Consider the following 15,167-nt stretch of genomic DNA (forward strand, 5'->3'; position numbering starts at 1 on the left):
GTTTTCGTTAAAAACACGATGAATGAGCACAAAAAAGAGCCTGTTAAAAAATTGATTTTATAGGCTTTCTCTCAAGGAATAAACCATTGATTTGCTCATAAATAATCTTATTTTTTAACAAACTCTATTTTTTTAATCTTCAAGATTCTTTGGTGAAAATCCCAAAGGCATTAAGTCTTTTAATGTATAAACCCAATAATCCTCAACGGATTTTGCAAGTATAACAATAAATTGCTCTGGATTGCAAAATTCCATCATTACCTGTCTACATACACCACAAGGAGGACAATAATCTTTTAATCTTCCGTCCTTACCCCCAACAATTGCTATGGCAACAAATTCTTTTTCTCCTTCGCTTACTGCTTTAAAAAACGCGGTTCGTTCTGCACAATTTGATGGTGTATAGGTTGCATTTTCAATATTACAGCCAGAATAAATCTTATTACTTTTGCTTAATAATGCAGCTCCAACTTTAAACTTTGAGTATGGAGCATATGAATAATTTAAGGAATCAATTGCAGATTGTATAAGGTTATGACATATTGTATCATTAATCAAAGCATCATCTGGTAATTGCTTCTTATTCACTGGCACAACTTCGCTTTTTCCTTGGCATACAGGTAAATCTTTATTCTGTTTCTTATCTTCGCTCATATTTTTCCTCCCATTCCACCGCCTATGGCAGTATAAATTTTGATAATAAAGCCACATTGCAGGTTCTAATAACCACTTGCGTTTTCATTTTTTGCTAACTTAATAATACGGCTAGTTCCTAGGCGACTTGCTCCTAAAGATACAAATTCTTTCGCATCTTCTAAACTAGCAATGCCACCGGCCGCCTTAATCTTAACCTGTTTTTCAACATGTTCCTTAAAAAGTTTTATATCATCAACGGTAGCTCCCGCAGTAGAAAAGCCTGTAGAGGTTTTAATATAATCTGCTCCTGATTTTGATACAATTTCACACATTTTTATTTTCTCAGCTTCAGTTAAAAGGCAAGTTTCAATAATTACTTTTAATATCTTATCTCCACATTCTTCTTTTATCTTAGTTATTTCCTCTTGTATTTTTCCGTACTCTTTTTCCTTTACCCAACCAAGGTTGATTACCATGTCAATCTCGTCTGCGCCATTTAAAATAGCATCTTTAGTTTCAAACACTTTTACGCTTGTTGTATTATAACCATTTGGAAATCCGATTACGGTACAAATTGGCATGCGATCCTTTACATACTCTTTTGCTTGTTTTACAAAGGAAGGTGGTATACAAACAGACGCTGTTTGATACTGGATTGCATCATCACATATCTGTTTAATATCATTCCACGTAGCTGTCTGTGTTAATAATGTATGATCAACGGTTTGAAATATATCTTTATTCTCCATAAGAACCTCTTTCTACATTTTAAGCGAAAGATGCCGACCTTACTATCTTCATAGTTAGATCGACATCATGTCCTATTATTCAGCTGTTTCTAATGCGATTTCCATCATTTCACGGAAACTTATCTGTCTATCTTCTGCAGATAAGGATTCCCCTGTATATATATGATCAGAAATTGTTAAAATGCAAAGTGCGTTCTTGCCTGCTCTAGCTGCATTTAAGTAAAGAGCTGCTGCTTCCATTTCAACACAGAGTACGCCCATCTTCTTCCATGCGTCATTTGCATTTTTATTATCATCATAAAATGTATCGGATGATAAAATATTACCAACAACAGATTTAATCTTTAAAGAATCTGCTACATCTACTGCTTTACGTAGTAATGGATAGCTTGCTGTTGGAGCAATGGTTCCTGGTAATTGGTATTGAGATGCATAGTTTGAATTTGTGGATGCTGCCATACCAATAACGATATCTCTTACGTGAATATCGTCAGAGATACCTCCGGCAGAACCAATTCGAATAATATTGTCTACATCATAAAAATTAAACAATTCATAGCTATATATTCCCATGGATGGCATTCCCATGCCACCGCCCATAACAGAAATTCTCTTTCCTTTATACGTTCCAGTAAATCCAAGCATATTACGTACTGTATTAAAGCACACGACATCTTCAAGATATGTGTCAGCGATAAATTTTGCTCTTAGTGGGTCACCTGGCATCAAAACTGTTTTTGCAATATCTCCTAGCTTTGCACCATTATGTGGTGTTGGTACATTTGACATAACTAGACCTCCTATAATATTATATCTTATTTTAGCATGAATCCTGTTAAAAATCAATAAACTCAAACGTGCTGAAAATAGTCTACCCATATTTTACAATACTATGTTTCTATGCTATAATTTCCAAATATATGTCTTTTTTTTATTTTAGTTTCCACAATAATTTTAAACCAGAAAGGTACTTAAGAAAATGACCTACGAACAAAACATGCCTTCCTTGTTGACTCGATTGCTTTCATTTTTCACAGTCAACAAAATGCTAAAACCTGAAAAACGTCTTGGTGATGTACCAAGTACGAAAAAGGCCTATGAAAACTTTTTTAAAGTAGCTTGGCCATCCGCTATTGAAGCCTTACTTGTTGGTTTGGTTGGTTCAGTTGACACAATGATGGTTGGTTCTCTTGGAGAAGGGGCAATCGCTGCCGTTGGGATTACAAATCAACCGAAGTATATTATCCTTGCAGTAATTTTTTCATTAAATGTTGGTGTTACTGCAGTTGTCGCAAGAAGAAAAGGTGCTGGTAACAGAGATTTGGCGAATCATACACTTCGTGTTGCGATTTTGTTAAGTTTCATGATGTCATTGATCACTTGTAGCATTGGTTATATTTTTGCAGAAGAAATTCTTATTTTTGCAGGTGCGGAAGATGTTTATCTCCATGATGCAATTAATTACTTTCGCATTCTTACGATAAGCCTTGTATTTACAGCGCTTAATTTAACCATTAATGCCGCGCAACGAGGCTGTGGGAAAACTAAAATTTCTATGGTGACCAATGTAGTAGCCAATGTTATAAATCTTATATTTAACTTTTTCTTAATTAATGGAATTGGAATTTTCCCTCGATTAGAGGTAAAAGGTGCGGCGATTGCAACGGCCATCGGTGCTTTTGCAGCTTGTATTGTATCCCTAATCTCCTTATCTAGAAAAAATGCGTACTTAAATTTACGTTTTAAGACTTCTTGGAAAATAAATAAAACTATCATTGAGCCAATTTTTAAAGTGAGTGGAAGTGCATTTATCGAACAAGTATTTATGCGTATTGGTTTTTTAGCCTATGCCATTATCGTTGCTAAATTAGGAACTACTGCATATGCGACTCATTTAATCTGTATGAATATCCTTAATATTTCATTTTGTTTTGGTGATGGTTTTGGTATTGCTGCCTCCTCTTTAGTCGGACAAAACCTTGGTGCAAGACGTCCTGATATCTCTACACTTTATGGAAAGATTGGACAAAGGTTAGCTTTTATTGTATCCACTGTATTAGTATTTGTTTTTATATTAGGAAGATACTTTTTTGTTTCGTTATTTAGTGATATACCGGCAGTTATCACACTTGGCGCAAGTATTATGATAATTATGGCCTTAAGTACACATGCACAAACATCACAAGTTGTGATAAGCGGTTGTTTACGTGGTGCGGGTGACTCTGTTTTTGTTGCTGTTACCTCTTTAATTAGTATTGCAATCATTCGTCCAATTTTAACCTATCTTCTTTGCTTTCCTCTTGGTCTAGGACTTGCAGGAGCTTGGATCTCATTATTAATTGACCAAGTATTTCGTTTTATCACAAGTTATTATCGTTTTCATAGTGGTAAATGGGCAAAAATTGTTTTGTAAATTAAAACGCAAAAAAGGAAAATCTCTGTTTCATTAACATTGATTTTCCTTTTTATTTGTAATTGAATCAATTTATATTACATAATGAATATCTACATATTCACATTATGGATTATCTTTATCTTCAGTCGGAGGAATAGGTTCCTTTCTTGTATTAGCTATCCCGTTTTTAATTCTCAATCTTCTTTTAATAACGAGTACTGCAATAACAAGAATGATTCCCCAGAAAATAATATAAGGTAAATTAGAAACAACAAATATTGCAAATGCTTCTATTCCTTCTTTAATTTCATACATCGTATCGGATAAACCATGTTTCATTTTCTGCCAAGTGCTTTCTTTTTCCACCTTTGTCTCTCGCTCCACTTCATAAACAGAAACACGAATTGTACTATATCTTACCAGGTTATCATAATTTCTTAAAATAGAGCTTTGGGATTCTAGTTCATATGTTACATCACTTAATCTAGCTTCTAATTCTATAATATCCTCAATCTTCTCTGCTTTTTTAAGTAATTCAAGTAATCTTTCTTGTTGAATTTCAAGAGCTTTCTTACGACTTTCCGTATCATAATAGGATAAAGTTGCATCTTCGGTTTTTGATGTTTTACCAATTACATTTGCATTTTCCCCAATCATTGTTACAAATTGATCTAACTTTTCATATGGTACACGAATGGTATACGTTGCATTTTTTAAACGATCATAACGATAAGAACTATTTTCTGAACTGGAAGACTCAATATACCCTCCACTTTCTGATGTTTTATTCTCTAAAAGTTTAATAAATTCATCAAATTCTAAGGTTTCAATAGTAAGGTCCACAGTCTTAATCAATTTTCTACTACTGTTTTCAGCAGTAGTTTGACTAACTGTACTATTTGAACCTACTTCATGAACGCTTTGCTCTGTATCTTTGTAGTTTTCATATCCTACCGTTCCGCTACTGCCAGACTCGCTACTGCTATTATCCATATTGTTTTTACTATCAGTTGTAAATTCAAGGGAACTATCATTCTTTTTCGATGCCCCACAACCACTTACTATAACAATTAGTACGCACATTATAATTGCTAATATTTTTCTTTTCATAAAAAAACCTCCTCCAATGTTTACTATACATTAGACGAGGTTAATTATAATAAGTTCCAATATTTAGAATTTTTTTTATTATAGGATTGTTTTACTACAGATCTATTTTACTATAGCATTGTCAACAAGGAAATCCATTGTTTTATCCCAGAGCATCGCTTGCTTAATTGTTTCTTTTCCATAGTTTTCTTCGAAAGTTTCAGCACTCATAAGAGAATACTTTTCAGCAAATTCTGGTAACTTTTCTTTATATTCCGAATTTGAAATTGAAATCTTTTCTTGCTTTTGAATCGCCGCTAATACTAATTCTTGTTTTACCAATTCTTCCGCATAAGCTTGTACGGTATCTCCATAATTGTTCTCGATATATTCATCTACTGTGATATTTTGCATAGATGCATATACTTGGTATTTCTCTTGAATTTCAGCAATCTGATCATCAACAGCACCTTCTGGATAGCTTATGATGGTAGCATTACTAATTGCTGTATCTAAAGCTGCGATTTTTTTAGAATTTTCTAATGCCGCTTCTTTTTCACTTTCTAAAGTTTCTTTTACATAGTCTCTAAACTCATCTACTGTTGTTTTTTCAGATACTTTAGCTACAAATTCATCAGTTAATTCAGGTGTCTTTGGTTCACTTACAGAACTTACTTTTACTTTAAAATCAACGTCTTTACCAATTAAATCTTGTGTTAAGAACGTCTCTGGAACAGTTACTGTAAATTCAACTTCTTTTCCTGGTTCTACATCATATAAATTCTCTACAAATCCATCCATGATATGAATTTGATTGTTTAATACAAGTTCATAATCATTTGATGTAAATCCATCGTTTACCTTACCATCCACTTCACCAGTGATATTAATCTTTAATTTATCACCTTCTTGTGAAGATCTAGATACTTCATTATATTCTAAATTTTCATTTAAGATTTTATTAATTCTAGTTTCAATTTCCTCGTCTGTAACATCCGTGTTATCTAATGTTATTTCAACGCCTTTGTATTGACCTAGAGTAACATAATCAAATGGATTCATTTTTTCTTCTTTTTTACATCCTGCAAATGCTAAAACTGCTGTCAAAGCTATCAGTGTTAGGGCTCCTCTTTTTTTCATTGTCAAACCATCCTCTTCATGTAATAGTAAAAAATTTAATCGCAATGAACCTATAATAACATAATTTTAAATAATATACAATGCTGTCTCCATGTAAGCATTTGTGATTTTTTTGTGAACATTTACATCGTTTCGCCTATTTTATTGGTCATATTATATAGAGAGTTTTCTTTTAAAAAAACTCCTGTAAAATAATAAACAATGACAAAGCTAACTTTGCTTATCAATAAATCTTTTCATTATCCACATCCCTAGCAATTTATATTGCATGTGCATAATCTCAATGATTTATTGATAAGACAAATACATTAACTTTTCTAAGCGTTTATTACTACAAGAGTTCTTTTTTACTCACCTATATCAATCGTCGATTATTTTTCTTCGCTTACTTCAATTTTACGGATTTCTTTTGTTCTAATTTCCTTACAAATGTCATCTATAAAATCATCAAGGTTTTTCTGTCCTTCATCACCAAGATAACGGCTTCTTACAGATACTAAACCTTCTTCTGCTTCTTTTTGTCCTACTACTAACATATAAGGAACACGGTCTAATCTAGTTTCACGAATCTTATATCCGATTTTTTCTGCACGATTATCTACAGTTACATTTACACCGTTTGCTTGTAGCTTAGCTTTTACGCTTTCTGCATAATCGCTATATTTTTCAGAAATAGGAAGAACTCTTACTTGTTCTGGGCATAACCAAGTTGGGAATAATCCAGCATATTTTTCAATTAACCATGCAAGTGTACGTTCATAACATCCCATACTTGTTCTATGGATAATGTAAGGTCTCTTCTTTTCTCCATTTGCATCAATGTAAACCATATCAAAACGCTCAGATAATACAAAGTCAAGCTGAATTGTAATCATAGTATCTTCTTTACCATATACATTCTTTGCTTGAATATCAAGTTTAGGACCATAGAAAGCAGCTTCGCCTTCTGCTTCAGTAAAATCAATATCAAGGTGGTGAAGAATTTCACGCATTTTATTTTGAACACGATCCCAAGTTTCTTCGTCTCCAAGATATTTATCTTTGTTATTTGGATCCCATTTTGATAAACGATAAGTTACATCATCTTGAAGTCCAAGTGTAGTTAAGCAGTATTTTGCAAGGTCAACACAGCCCTTAAATTCTTCTTCTACTTGTTCTGGAGTTACAATTAAGTGACCTTCAGAAATAGTAAACTGACGAACACGAGTTAAACCATGCATTTCACCGGAATCTTCATTTCTAAATAATGTAGAAGTTTCACCATAACGGCATGGAAGATCACGGTAACTCTTTTGACTTTGTTTGTATACATAGTATTGGAATGGACATGTCATTGGACGAAGTGCAAAAACTTCAGAATCTTCTTTTTCTTCATCTCCAAGAACAAACATACCTTCTTTATAGTGATTCCAGTGATCGGAAATTACATAAAGGTCTTTCTTTGCAAGAAGTGGAGTCTTTGTTCTCATATATCCACGTTTTTCTTCTTCATCTTCAATCCAACGTTGAAGAGTTTGAATCATCTTTGCACCCTTAGGCATAAGAAGTGGTAAGCCCTGTCCGATAACATCAACAGTTGCAAAAAGCTCCATTTCACGTCCTAATTTATTGTGATCGCGTTTTTTCACATCTTCTAAGTACTGTAAGTATTCTTCAAGTTCAGCATTTTTTGTAAATGCAGTACCATAAACACGAGTTAACATCTTATTCTTTTCGCTACCTCTCCAGTAAGCACCAGAAGAAGAAATTAATTTAATAGCTTTGATTCCCTTAGTACTCATTAAGTGAGGGCCTGCACATAAATCTACAAATTCACCTTGACGATAGAAAGAAATTACAGAACCTTCTGGTAAATCATTAATTAATTCTACCTTATAAGATTCACCCTTTTCTTCCATAAACTTGATTGCTTCTTCTCTTGGAAGTTCAAATCTTTCAATGTCAGCGCCTTCTTTGATAATCTTCTTCATTTCTTTTTCTATATTATCAAGTGCTGCTCTATCGAAGGAAGGAACATCAAAATCATAATAAAAACCAGTTTCAATGCTTGGTCCAATCGCAAGTTTTGCTTCTGGATATAATCTCTTAACTGCCTCAGCAAGTACATGAGAAGCTGTATGTCTATAAGCAGCTTTTCCTGCTTCATCATTAAATGTTAAAATACTTAATTCACTATCGCTATCTACAACTGTTCTTAAATCAACTACTTCTCCATTTAATTCAGCTGCACATGCCATTCTAGCTAAACCTTCACTAATATCTTTTGCAATATCAATAATTGCCATTGCACTTGGATATTCTTTTACAGATCCATCTTTTAATGTAATCTTCATACCATCTACCTTTACCTTTCCATGAAATAAAAAAACTCGTCTCTTTCGATCTACATTGGTAGTCGAAAGGGACGAGATATACTCGCGGTTCCACCCTTATTGGTCTTGTGTTTTAATGGATACGGTTCCTTAAACACAATTCCCAGCTTATTTTAATGATAACGGAATTACCGGACTTGATTAGAGTCACTCAGAGGTAGTCTTCAATTGCTTCCCAATAAGATATTCGCAGCCAGTACAGTGATTCGTACATGATATCTCTCTCTGAAATGTTCCACAATTTACTCATCTCTTCAACGTATTATAACTATATTCTATCTTTTTTAATTTTTTTCAATGATATATTTGAATTATATCACGATTGATTCATATGTCAAGTGGGATTGTCGTCCAACATAATATCGTATTTTGATAGTCATCAGACCATTTATATTCGAGCAGTCCCTTTATATAATAAAGATAGATCTTTTTCCATAATGTAATCATCCATGACATATCCATTTCCAATGTCCGCTACTTGAGTTCGTAAAATCTTAAATCCCTTTTTCTTATATACCTCTATTGTATGGTCATTGTAACGATTCACAGTTAACCAAATTGCATGAAGCCCTCTCTCTTTACATATAGACTGTAAAAACTCAAAAGCTCTACTTGAATATCCATTGCCACGATACTCCTTTAAGATATAGAGCTTACTTAAAAATAATTTATCTCCATCTTCACGAATTCCAGTATAACCAATGTTCTTACCGTCAAGTTGTAAAAAATAATATTCATACCCATCAGAGTTGATTTGTTTGGTCATCGCATGTTCTGATTGAAATTTTTCAACCATATAATCAATCTGGTCCAAGGTTAAAATAGTTGCAAAATGTTGATGCCATACTTCATTTGCGATACTTGCTAATTCTTTAATATCTTTCTCTGAAATTACCTTACAAAATTTTAGTTCCATTTATCTACCCATACCTTTCAATTTTTTCTCCCAGATAGTATTTATTACTTTTATAACCGTCCCCTTTTAAATCGGCCTAACAACTTTATTATCTTTATTATACCCCAACTAACCATTGAAATCTACTATCTTTTCCAATCAGGCCTATGTAGACATAACTCGATTATTTAAGGCTTAAACTTTCAATTTAAAGTTTTATAAATTCTGTCTTAAATAAAATTTTAAAATATTGATTTAAAATTAATTAGGTACCTTGACATTTTCTTTTAATGTGTTATACTAATTTCATAAGGTACCTAGCGAGTTAATGAAAGGAATGATACATATGGAAAAAGAAACAAATTGTCCATGTTGCAATAAACATTGTTCTGTAGAGGAATTGAGGTGTCGTAGAGGAATGGAATATTTTAATAATAAGGATATTTTAAATGAGCAATCTTTAAACGATGAAAGTGAAAATGAACTTTCACAAGAAATAGCGAATGAAGATTTTGAACAAAGATTATATAAACAAATTAGAGCTTGCGGACGCTTTTTACATCATCAAGGGGGTAGAAAAGCTGGTCAACATCGTATTCTAACAAATCTTTATGAAAATGGCAAAATGACACAGCGTGAGCTTCAAGATATTATTGATGTGAAGTCCGGTTCCCTAAGTGAGATTTTAAACAAAGTAGAATCCCATGGGTATATACAAAGAAGTAAAAATGAACATGATAAAAGATTAATGGATTTAGAATTAACCAGTGCTGGAAGAGAAGCAGCCGTACGAATGAACAAAGAAGAAGAGGAATTTAGACAGCTACTCTTTGTGAGTTTAAATGAGGATGAAAAAGAGCAACTGTCCACATTACTTGAAAAACTTTTAGATAATTGGAAAGAAAGTATGAACGAGCTCGAAGACAACGCTCATAGAGGCGGTCATCGTGGTGGCGCACATCGTGGTAGAAGGCATCGTGGTGGAAACTATCATGATGAAGACTATCTTGATGAAGGCCATCATGATGAAGACCATCGTGGTGAAGGTCATCGTGGTGAAGGTCATCGTGGCGAAGACCTTCGTGGCAAAGACCTTCGTGGCGAAGACCTTCATGGTGAAAGACATCATGGTGAAGGTCATCGTGGTGAAAACCATCGTGGCGGCGCACATCGCGGTGGAAGACATAATAATAAAGTTCGCAATGGAATGAATCATGGCTAAAACATGATGGTCCTTGTGACAATATGCATTATAAAATGGACTAAATATTTGCATTTTTTAATGTGTCGTTACACATAAATATAATTATTGGAGCAAAGTAATGGATAATAGGGCTGTTAGTCAACAGCCTTATTATCCATTATTCTAATTACCCAAACCGTATTATATTTTAGTTCATAACACCAATTTAATGTTTAATTCGTATTAAAAAAATGTACCTGCCTCCGAACCGTATCCATCTCACAAATTGTTCCTAGTGGAATCGTCCCCATTGGATAACTATGACCACTCTTAATATTTGATAAGACTGGTATTTTAAGATTCGAAAAATACTCTTCAAACAAATCAGAAATTTGAAAACCTTCATCCTCATCATTATCACAATCTGTGAAATCTCCAATTAAAATTCCCCTCACTTGATTAAATACTCCAAGCAAGGATAACTGATCTAACATTCGATTTACTCTAGGTACTGATTCATGTATATCTTCAATAAATAAAATCTTCCCTTGTAAATCAGGCATATAAAATGTTCCAAGCATATTAATAAGTAATGCAAGGTTTCCGCCAACAACCCTCCCCCTTGCTCTACCTTGGGCAATCACATGAAATTCTTCCCCAATAGGATTTTTAAATTCCAATCTGTCATGCATATTAAGAGCAGCAAAAAAACTTTGTTTCGTATATTCATCAAAATGCTCCAGCATATTCGAAGAAACCATTGGTCCATGAAAGGTTACTAAATTGCTTAGTTTTAAAAACGCCAAATTTAAATTTGTTACATCACTATATCCAACAAAGATTTTTGGATTTCTACGGATTAAGTCATAATCAAGATATTTCATAATACGTGCGCTACCATAACCACCGCGTATACAAAAGATTGCTTTTACAAAAGGATTAGCGAACATATTATTGATGTCATTTGCTCTTTCTTTATCTGTTCCTGCTAAATACCCATGATAGCGTTTTTTGCAACTATCACCAACTACTGTCTGAAATCCTAGTGCTTCAATAAAATCCTTACATAAATCTACTCTCTCAGGTGTAGTTGGTGAAGAAGGACATACTAACCCTACCCTATCTCCCAATCGTAATTTACTTGGAAAATTCATATAAGCCCCCTTACTAAGAATCTAATATCGATTTCATTTATCAATAAACTGCTAAGCATTACTTTCCCCACGCATCTTTATTTTTTCCTATTCTCAAAAAAAATAAATGAATCAATTGTTTCTAATATATCAGCAAACGTCTCTCTTGGTGCTACTTCAATATATCTAGTTAAGATTTCTTGCTCTCTTTCTCCTTTATATCTTCCATAAAAAATATCAAATAAGTTATGGCCTCTTACATATATCTTAATGGTTTCGAAGTTTTTCTTTAAGTCTTCTTTTGTTCGTATGTTGATTCCCGTACGTTCCTTCATTTTTTTTACGCTAACCAATCGATACAAATAGTCCTTATATTTTTTAAATAGGATATCAAAAAACTCTTCCTCACTTTTAATTACCCCTATTTTTTCCATTACCGATGGTTCTAGAAAATAATTTTCAAAGGAATAATATTTTAAAATCAAGACGTTTTTATCCGTTACTCTTGGAATGTTATTTCGGTCTTCCCTCTCTCTTGCTTTATAATAATTCGTTAATTGCCTCTTTAAAAAATTAGCATCCTTCCCATCCCCATCTCGAATCATTAAGAATTGATCCTTTAGATACAGCCTATTTATATATTTTAAATTTGCATAAGTCTTAATATTGGTACAGCTATTGGTTGGAATTATGGCTATCCGCTGTAACTGTCCTTGTGCATTATAAATTTCTGAATAGTATTTTTCTAATAACAATGGTAGTCTATTTCTATCTTGTTTCCCCTCTACAATAAATACGAAGCTTACGTTCATAAAGTCATTTGCAGAATAGCCAAGATCATCTAATACCTCATCAATGTCTGCATTTTCTTTTACCGTTGTATAATATTCATCATCTAAAAGCACCTGTTTGATTTCCCTTGAATTAAAATTAAATAATAAGTTCGGTGAATGCGTTGAGAAGATTACCTGATTCTTTTTGGATAATCGATATAATATTTCACTCATTACTTTTTGTAAGGAGGGATGAAGATATATCTCTGGATCCTCCATCATAATAATACATGGTATATTATTATTTTCATTAATATATGCCTCTAATAACGACAAAATATATATACTTTTGGTACCAGCACTCATCATGGAAACAGATCCCCTAGTGTCACGTTCCTTATCCCATACTAGAGCATCAATATTAAACACTTCATCGATATTAAAATGAGAAACATACTCTATTTCATGTGAAAGACCAGTGTTTTTATGAAAATAATCGTTTAATTTATCTACAAAAGAATCTATATTTAGATGATATAACTTATACTCTAGTAATTTAGTTGTTTCTATAATACTTAGCTGATCTGCTTGTTTTTTTTCAATCACTCCAATGCACTGAAAACAATTATTGCAGGACTTTTTCATATCAAACATACATTTATTCTCTCTTATACGTTCCAGTGCATACTGCCCCTGTGCCATGAAAATATCATCCTGAATTTCTTGTATATTTCTCTCATGATCTATGTAATGAATCTTTGGAAGTACCTGCTTAATATATGTATTATTTTTTGAAACTCCATCGGTATAGCGTATTGTTCCGTTTCTGTTTGCAATAAAAGTAAAGCTTAGTTTATCATCTTTTAGTGATGGAAGTTTCTTGAAAAAATCTTTCTCCCATATCTCATAACGCTTATATTTACTGACTGCACCGTTTTCATAAAGATTAATTAAGTCTTCCTTGGTTAGAGTTAAAGTCACTCCGATTTCAATATTCTTATTTATATCATTAAAATCTTTTATGCTTATTTTATATATCCCCGCAACCGCTAAAATTGCATCTAATATAACTGTTTTACCCGTACTATTTTTACCTACAATTATCATAGCACTTTCTACTTCTTGAATTGTTAGTTTTTGAATTGATTTAAAATTTTCGATTGTTATGGAACTAATTTGCATATTTTACCTCATTTCACTGTCTGTCGCAGAAGAAATTTAATAAATGAATCCACCTTGCGAGTTCTTTTATATCATTATATTAATTATTATAGTTATTTTTCCCATTTTATCATAGATTCACAATTTTGTAAAAATAACATATGCTAGTAAAAAGATAGAATACGGTGAACATATTGTCTCAATCAAGTACAACTTCTAATTCTACTTATTACCTAGGTACAAAATCGCCTTACCTTTATAAAAAAGGAAAACAAACTCCTCCACCATGTGGATATGAACCTTTTTACATTAACTACCTTGGACGCCATGGCTCTAGATATTTGGAAAGTACAGACAAGCTCATATATCTTATAGAGGTTCTGCAAAAAAATAAAAAAGCTGAAAATCTTACGGATGCAGGTAATTATTTATTAAATTACTTACAACAACAAGAAATATTACAGAGGAATAAATACGGAGGGCTTACACCTGCAGGTGCCGAAACAATGAAATCCATAGCACGACGAATGTATCAAAAATATCCAAAAGTTTTTGGTAAGAAGGTTTACGCAGAGTCTACTTATGTACAGCGGGCAATTGACTCTATGTTTGTTTTTATTAATGAATTATTTCTTTATACGGCATCCGAAAATTTTATCATTTATTCCAATGGAGAAATCGATCCTCTTTTACGTTTCTTTGACCTTAATTTAGAATATAAAGCATATAAAGCTTCCAATTGGTGGACTCCCCTTATTAAAGAGCATTTTCGTTGTAGTGACCCTTCCAAACAAATTAGTCAACAATTTTTTATCACTCCAGTATCTGAATATACAATGACTAACTTTGCTCCTAGCTTATTTGATGTTTTAACGGAAGCTTATGGTATCACCACACCGCCTATGTCACCAATCGATGTTCTTCATGCTTACTATACCAATCAAGAACTATGTCACTATTGGGAGGTAAACAATTTAGATACTTTTTATTCCACCGGACCTTCAGGAAAAGGCATCATGTTACCAACAAACATATCCTTTGCATTACTAAGAAACTTTATTGAAACAAGTAATACTGCCATACAATCTGCTAATGTATCTGCAAATCTAAGATTTGCACATGCAGAAACGATAATTCCATTCGCTAGTTTATTAAACCTTCCTTGCTGTAGTAAGCAAACAAATATATTGTCCCATGTTGCAGAAATTTGGAGAGACTTTGAAGTTGCACCAATGGCTGCAAACCTTGCTTGGATCTTTTATAAGAACCCAGAATGCAATGATATCCTAGTTAAAATGACATACAATGAAGAGGAAATTTGTTTTCCATTTCCAAGTGCTCATTCACCATATGCAACCTGGGAAGATGTACAAAGCTACTATTATGCTATTTTAGATTCCCTTAATATTGATACTTCCTTAAATGTCGTTGACCAAGTTACGTATTACCAAGTGAACGAAGAGCAAGAAAGATGCTAATGTGTAATTTAGCTACCAAACAAGATTCAAAATGAGATGCAAAATAAGATGCACAGTAAGATGCAAACTAAGTTACAAACTAAGTTACAAAACAAGATTTAAAACAAGCCAGTGTATCATTCCGTAATAGGGTGATACACTGGCTTGCTTTTGTAGAAAAGTA

Annotated in this window: 12 protein-coding genes; 3 read left to right on the plus strand and 9 right to left on the minus strand. The window is 33.0% G+C overall.

The window, feature by feature from the left end; translation table 11 throughout:
* Positions 1–132: 132 nt before the first annotated feature.
* The 3 genes from BN4220_RS06795 to deoD all read right to left on the minus strand — a co-directional run bounded on the left by BN4220_RS06795 (position 133) and on the right by deoD (position 2,174).
* Entirely contained in the window at positions 133–555 is a 423-nt protein-coding gene (locus BN4220_RS06795) for a cytidine deaminase (protein ID WP_066715443.1), read from the minus strand.
* 164 nt (positions 556–719) lie between these two features.
* Positions 720–1,385, minus strand: a complete 666-nt coding sequence (deoC, locus tag BN4220_RS06800) for a deoxyribose-phosphate aldolase (protein ID WP_066715003.1) — start codon at positions 1,383–1,385, stop codon at positions 720–722.
* Positions 1,386–1,460: 75 nt separating this feature from the next.
* Positions 1,461–2,174 (minus strand): purine-nucleoside phosphorylase, encoded by a 714-nt coding sequence (gene deoD, locus BN4220_RS06805; protein WP_066715005.1) that lies wholly within the window; start codon positions 2,172–2,174, stop codon positions 1,461–1,463.
* Positions 2,175–2,364: 190 nt separating this feature from the next.
* On the opposite strand from deoD, the gene BN4220_RS06810 reads away from it, so the two are divergent.
* Positions 2,365–3,798 carry an MATE family efflux transporter gene (locus tag BN4220_RS06810; protein ID WP_197467901.1) on the plus strand — a complete coding sequence of 478 codons (1,434 nt, stop codon included), beginning with the start codon at positions 2,365–2,367 and terminating at the stop codon, positions 3,796–3,798.
* Between the two features lie 105 nt (positions 3,799–3,903).
* Here the strand turns inward: BN4220_RS06810 and BN4220_RS06815 are convergent, their stop codons facing one another.
* The 4 genes from BN4220_RS06815 to BN4220_RS06830 all read right to left on the minus strand — a co-directional run bounded on the left by BN4220_RS06815 (position 3,904) and on the right by BN4220_RS06830 (position 9,297).
* Entirely contained in the window at positions 3,904–4,890 is a 987-nt protein-coding gene (locus tag BN4220_RS06815) for a DUF4349 domain-containing protein (RefSeq protein WP_066715009.1), read from the minus strand.
* A gap of 102 nt (positions 4,891–4,992) precedes the next feature.
* Complete coding sequence (gene tig / locus BN4220_RS06820; RefSeq protein WP_066715011.1) at positions 4,993–6,009, minus strand: trigger factor; 1,017 nt, start codon at positions 6,007–6,009, stop codon at positions 4,993–4,995.
* 371 nt (positions 6,010–6,380) lie between these two features.
* Positions 6,381–8,342, minus strand: coding sequence for a threonine--tRNA ligase (thrS, locus tag BN4220_RS06825; protein WP_066715012.1), 1,962 nt, complete (start codon positions 8,340–8,342; stop codon positions 6,381–6,383).
* Positions 8,343–8,769: 427 nt separating this feature from the next.
* On the minus strand, positions 8,770–9,297 hold the full coding sequence (locus BN4220_RS06830; protein WP_066715013.1) for a GNAT family N-acetyltransferase: 528 nt from the start codon (positions 9,295–9,297) through the stop codon (positions 8,770–8,772).
* Between the two features lie 325 nt (positions 9,298–9,622).
* On the opposite strand from BN4220_RS06830, the gene BN4220_RS06835 reads away from it, so the two are divergent.
* Entirely contained in the window at positions 9,623–10,498 is an 876-nt protein-coding gene (locus BN4220_RS06835; RefSeq protein WP_066715018.1) for a MarR family winged helix-turn-helix transcriptional regulator, read from the plus strand.
* A 194-nt stretch (positions 10,499–10,692) separates the two neighbouring features.
* Here the strand turns inward: BN4220_RS06835 and BN4220_RS06840 are convergent, their stop codons facing one another.
* Complete coding sequence (locus BN4220_RS06840; RefSeq protein WP_066715020.1) at positions 10,693–11,613, minus strand: S66 peptidase family protein; 921 nt, start codon at positions 11,611–11,613, stop codon at positions 10,693–10,695.
* A gap of 77 nt (positions 11,614–11,690) precedes the next feature.
* A complete protein-coding gene (locus BN4220_RS06845; RefSeq protein ID WP_066715025.1) occupies positions 11,691–13,547 on the minus strand; it encodes an ATP-dependent nuclease in 1,857 nt (618 codons plus the stop codon).
* A 173-nt stretch (positions 13,548–13,720) separates the two neighbouring features.
* Between BN4220_RS06845 and BN4220_RS06850 the strand changes: the two genes are divergently transcribed.
* Positions 13,721–15,004: a histidine-type phosphatase gene (locus tag BN4220_RS06850; RefSeq protein WP_197467902.1), complete on the plus strand. Its 1,284-nt coding sequence runs from the start codon at positions 13,721–13,723 to the stop codon at positions 15,002–15,004.
* Positions 15,005–15,167: the final 163 nt, after the last annotated feature.

The organism is Clostridium sp. Marseille-P299, from assembly GCF_900078195.1.
Classification (GTDB): Bacteria; Bacillota; Clostridia; order Lachnospirales; family Lachnospiraceae; genus Lachnoclostridium.

Excerpts from the sequence above, each read along its gene's own strand:
- tig (WP_066715011.1), bottom strand. The coding sequence starts at position 6,009 with ATGAAAAAAAGAGGAGCCCTAACACTGATAGCTTTGACAGCAGTTTTA.
- BN4220_RS06815 (WP_066715009.1), bottom strand. The coding sequence starts at position 4,890 with ATGAAAAGAAAAATATTAGCAATTATAATGTGCGTACTAATTGTTATA.
- BN4220_RS06840 (WP_066715020.1), bottom strand. The coding sequence starts at position 11,613 with ATGAATTTTCCAAGTAAATTACGATTGGGAGATAGGGTAGGGTTAGTA.
- deoD (WP_066715005.1), bottom strand. The coding sequence starts at position 2,174 with ATGTCAAATGTACCAACACCACATAATGGTGCAAAGCTAGGAGATATT.
- deoC (WP_066715003.1), bottom strand. The coding sequence starts at position 1,385 with ATGGAGAATAAAGATATATTTCAAACCGTTGATCATACATTATTAACA.
- thrS (WP_066715012.1), bottom strand. The coding sequence starts at position 8,342 with ATGAAGATTACATTAAAAGATGGATCTGTAAAAGAATATCCAAGTGCA.
- BN4220_RS06845 (WP_066715025.1), bottom strand. The coding sequence starts at position 13,547 with ATGCAAATTAGTTCCATAACAATCGAAAATTTTAAATCAATTCAAAAA.
- BN4220_RS06835 (WP_066715018.1), top strand. The coding sequence starts at position 9,623 with ATGGAAAAAGAAACAAATTGTCCATGTTGCAATAAACATTGTTCTGTA.
- BN4220_RS06830 (WP_066715013.1), bottom strand. The coding sequence starts at position 9,297 with ATGGAACTAAAATTTTGTAAGGTAATTTCAGAGAAAGATATTAAAGAA.
- BN4220_RS06810 (WP_197467901.1), top strand. The coding sequence starts at position 2,365 with ATGACCTACGAACAAAACATGCCTTCCTTGTTGACTCGATTGCTTTCA.